At 72.6% G+C, this 3460-nt stretch carries 5 protein-coding genes; 1 reads left to right on the top strand and 4 read right to left on the bottom strand.

Translation table 11 applies throughout. The features are described 5' to 3' along the window. Positions 1-50 precede the first annotated feature (50 nt). The 4 genes from G6026_RS06410 to G6026_RS06395 all read right to left on the bottom strand — a co-directional run bounded on the left by G6026_RS06410 (position 51) and on the right by G6026_RS06395 (position 3016). Positions 51-998 (bottom strand): NADP-dependent oxidoreductase, encoded by a 948-nt coding sequence (locus G6026_RS06410; RefSeq protein ID WP_182612630.1) that lies wholly within the window; start codon positions 996-998, stop codon positions 51-53. A 73-nt stretch (positions 999-1071) separates the two neighbouring features. Next, positions 1072-1575 carry a metallophosphoesterase gene (locus tag G6026_RS06405; RefSeq protein WP_182612628.1) on the bottom strand — a complete coding sequence of 168 codons (504 nt, stop codon included), beginning with the start codon at positions 1573-1575 and terminating at the stop codon, positions 1072-1074. Between the two features lie 20 nt (positions 1576-1595). Next, on the bottom strand, positions 1596-2432 hold the full coding sequence (locus G6026_RS06400) for a DUF2993 domain-containing protein (protein ID WP_182612627.1): 837 nt from the start codon (positions 2430-2432) through the stop codon (positions 1596-1598). Between the two features lie 83 nt (positions 2433-2515). Continuing rightward, positions 2516-3016 (bottom strand): DUF2505 domain-containing protein, encoded by a 501-nt coding sequence (locus G6026_RS06395; protein ID WP_107757362.1) that lies wholly within the window; start codon positions 3014-3016, stop codon positions 2516-2518. A gap of 39 nt (positions 3017-3055) precedes the next feature. On the opposite strand from G6026_RS06395, the gene G6026_RS06390 reads away from it, so the two are divergent. Further along, on the top strand, positions 3056-3460 hold a 405-nt coding region (locus G6026_RS06390; protein ID WP_182612625.1), incomplete at its 3' end, for an FAD-binding protein.

Raw genomic sequence — 3460 nt, 5'->3', positions numbered from 1 at the left:
CGCCCGCCGCCCGGGCCGGCGACTTCCGCCCGCCGCCCGGGGCCGCCACCTCAGTCGAGCGTGAGGACCATCTTGCCGGTGGTCCGGCCCGTCTCCCCGCGCCGGTGCGCCTCCGCCGCCTGCTCGAGTGGAAAGACGTCGGAGACGCGGGCCCGTAGCGCACCCCGGTCCACGAGGTCGGTGACGGAGAGCAGGTCGTGCCGGGAGGAGTCGACGAGCATGCGGATCGCGCGCACACCCAGGTCGTCGGCCTCGCGGAGGAGATCGTCCGACCCCACCGGGAGGATCGACACCAGGATTCCGCCGGGCCGCAGGGTGCGCAGTGAACGCGAGGACGTGTCGCCGCCGAGAGTGTCCAGCACGGCGTCCACGTCGCCGACCGCCTCGGCGAAGTCCACCTCGCGGTAGTCGATCGCCTCGTCCACGCCCAGCTCGCGCAGGAACTCGTGCTTGCCGGCGCTGGCGGTGCCGATCACGTACGCACCGCGTGCCTTGGCGATCTGGACCGCCACGTGCCCCACCCCGCCGGCCGCGGCGTGGATCAGTACCCGCTGCCCGGGCTGGATGTCGGCGTACTCCACGAGCGCCTGCCATGCGGTCAGCGAGACCAGCGGCAGCGCGGCGGCCTGCACGTGGTCGAGCGAGGCGGGCTTGGGGGCGAACCAGGCCGCGGGAGCGGTCACGTAGTCAGCGTGGGCGCCGTGTCCGAAGGGGTAGGACAGCATCCCGTACACCTCGTCGCCCGGGGCGAACCGGGCCACCCCGATGCCGACCTCCTCGACGACCCCGGACAGGTCCCAGCCCAGCACGAACGGTGGCGCGCCGAGGAAACCGCCGTTCGCCCGGTGCTTCCAGTCGGTGGGGTTCACGCTGGCGGCTCTGACACGGACGAGGATCTCGTTGGTCCGTGGCTCGGGGCGGGGTCGGTCGGACACGACGAGGACCTCCGGTCCGCCGAGGGAGTCCTGGGTCACGGCGCGCATGGTGGGGGAGCTCATGCACCCAGGGTGACAGAATCCGACGAGCGCCGCCCTCGCGGGATCGTCGGTGGGGCTACCGGGCCCACCGGGCCTACCGGGCCGGCGGGAGTCGGTGCAGCGTGACGTCGTCCACCGTGCCGTCCGCGAGGGTGGCGGTCATGAACGTGCAGAACGGTTGCCGACGACGGTCGGTCGGGGACCCCGGGTTCAGCAGCCGCGGTCCCCCCGGCGCCACGGTGTCCCACGGGATGTGAGAGTGGCCGAACACCAGGACGTCGGTGTCCGGATAGGAGCCGCTCATGCGCCTGTCCCGCCCCGCCGTGGGGCCGGTCTCGTGCACGACCGCCAGACGCACCCCCTCGAGCGTCGCGCGGGCCACCTCCGGGAGCCGCTCACGCAGTTCGGGGCCGTCGTTGTTGCCCCAACACGCGATCAACCGCGCGGACCTCTCCTCCATGGCGTCGAGGAGCGCCACGTCCATCCAGTCACCCGCGTGCACCACCACGTCCGCGTCGTGGACCTCCGCCCACAGGCGGGGCGGGAGATCGCGGGCGCGCGTCGGCACGTGGGTGTCGGCGATGATCAGCAGGCGCACGGACTCGGATGTGCCGCCCGCTACCGGGTCGACTCCAGGACGACGTCGCGCCCGCTGAGGTCGACCACCATGCCCCCCGGGACCACCCGGACCCCGGTGAGCTGCACGCCCTCCGGGAGCTCGGCGAGCGCGGAGTCCATCATCGAGACGGTGCCACCGAGCAGCTCGGGCGGAAGCGCGAAGCCGAGGATCGACGCCTGGGACGGATCCATCTCCAGATTGCCGCCGATCAACCTGGGGGTCACGACCGCCTCGGCGAGTCCGCTGATGGAGACGCGGAGCGTGCCCGAGGCCGGATCCGAGACGATCTCCTGCACCTGGATCAGGCCGCCGAGCATGCTGTCACCCGCGGAGTCCTGCTGCGCGGCCGCCGACATGGCCTGGTCCGAGACGAACGCGGTCCCGGTCAGCGAGTCCACGTAGGTGAGGTCGTCGGCGGACCGCACTCCCTCGGCGGTGATGTCGATCGCGGGGGCGGGTCCGCCCCCGTCCGCCGTCGGGCCGCCGTCGGTGGTGATCCGGACGGTGCCGAGGTCGCCCCCGAAGTAGGACAGGAGCACCGGGCGGGCGCCCAGGTCGACCTGCGCCGGGCTGCCGAGGGCGGTCGAGACCTCCTCCTGGATCCGGTTCTCCACCGCGTTGCGGGTGCCGAACTCGAGCCCCACCGCGCCCGCCACCAGGAGGATCACCGCGGCGACGGCGATCAGGGCGATCATCGGGCCGCGACGTCTCCCGCCGGTATCGCCGCGACCGGGCCGATTGGCGCCCGGCCCAGCGGCGAACTGCTGGGTCTCGGCGTTCTGGACGCCGGGTCGATCATGAGCGGGGAGTCTCTGGGTGTCGTGCCGCGGGTGCATTCCGCCAATTGTCGTCGATACCGGCCCGGATCGCAGAACCCCGGTTCAGCGCGTGCTCAGAACCCCGGGTTCGGTGCGGGGGGTCAGAGCGCGGCGGTCCAGCGGTTGAGGTGCTCGGTCTCGGCGTCGAAGAACCGGGTGAGGTGGGACACGACCAGCTTCTCGAGCTTGCCGCCCAGCAGCGGGACGGACACCTTGACCCGGCCCGATGCGGACTCGACCACCACGCCGTCCTCGGAGAGCGACTCCGAGCCACCGTCGATGATCCCCAGTCCACCCGCGGCCTCCGCCCGGGCGGAGGTGGTGAACCGGTTCCCGTCGAACTCGGCGTAGGTGCTGGTCCGCACGATGATCAAGCGGCCGGGCAGGACCTTGCGGGCCACGTCCGGGATGTCCTCGTCCGGGATGTGCTGGGTCACCGTCACGGTGGTGGAGTCCCCGGTGGTGACGAACTCGTCGAGGGAGTCCTCGGGGGTACCGATGGCGGCCAGGCGGTCGTGCCAGAAGGCCTCGTCGCCGTACGAGGCGAACACGGTCTCGAGGTGCGCGTCGATGCGGGCGGAGTGGGAGAAGCGGGTCGCCATGGGGTCAAACCCTACAAGGGGGCGGTTATCCTCGGACGCGTGCTCCCGCCTTCCTCCGATCGACGCCCGGCTGACCTCGCCGACGAGGTGATCCGCGGGCTGTCCACCGTGGCCGGTCTCCGGGTGGTCCCCGACTCCAGCCTGGCCGATCTCACCACCCTGCGGATCGGCGGTCGTCCCCGCGCGCTGCTGGAGTGCGAGTCCGCGGAGGCCGTCACGGCCGCGGTCGGCGCCCTCGACGCCGCCGGTGTGCCGGTGCTCGTCCTGGGCGGCGGGTCGAACCTGGTGATCGCCGACGGGGACCTTGAGCTGGTGGTGGTGGCCGTCCGCAACAGCGAGGTCCGCTACCGGGACGCGGGGACGGACGGCCCCGGGGGGATGATCGTCCGCGCCGGAGCCGGGCTGTCCTGGGACGAGCTGGTGGCGGACACCGTCGACCGCGGG

This window comes from Dietzia sp. DQ11-38-2 (assembly GCF_014145055.1).
Lineage (GTDB): Bacteria > Actinomycetota > Actinomycetes > Mycobacteriales > Mycobacteriaceae > Dietzia.
Note: the sequence above shows the minus strand (reverse complement) of the source record. Positions and strands in the feature narration are given on the sequence as shown.

Bases quoted from the DNA above. Each gene is read 5' to 3' on its own strand.
- G6026_RS06410 (WP_182612630.1), bottom strand. From the start codon at position 998: ATGAGCTCCCCCACCATGCGCGCCGTGACCCAGGACTCCCTCGGCGGA.
- G6026_RS06400 (WP_182612627.1), bottom strand. From the start codon at position 2,432: ATGCACCCGCGGCACGACACCCAGAGACTCCCCGCTCATGATCGACCC.
- G6026_RS06395 (WP_107757362.1), bottom strand. From the start codon at position 3,016: ATGGCGACCCGCTTCTCCCACTCCGCCCGCATCGACGCGCACCTCGAG.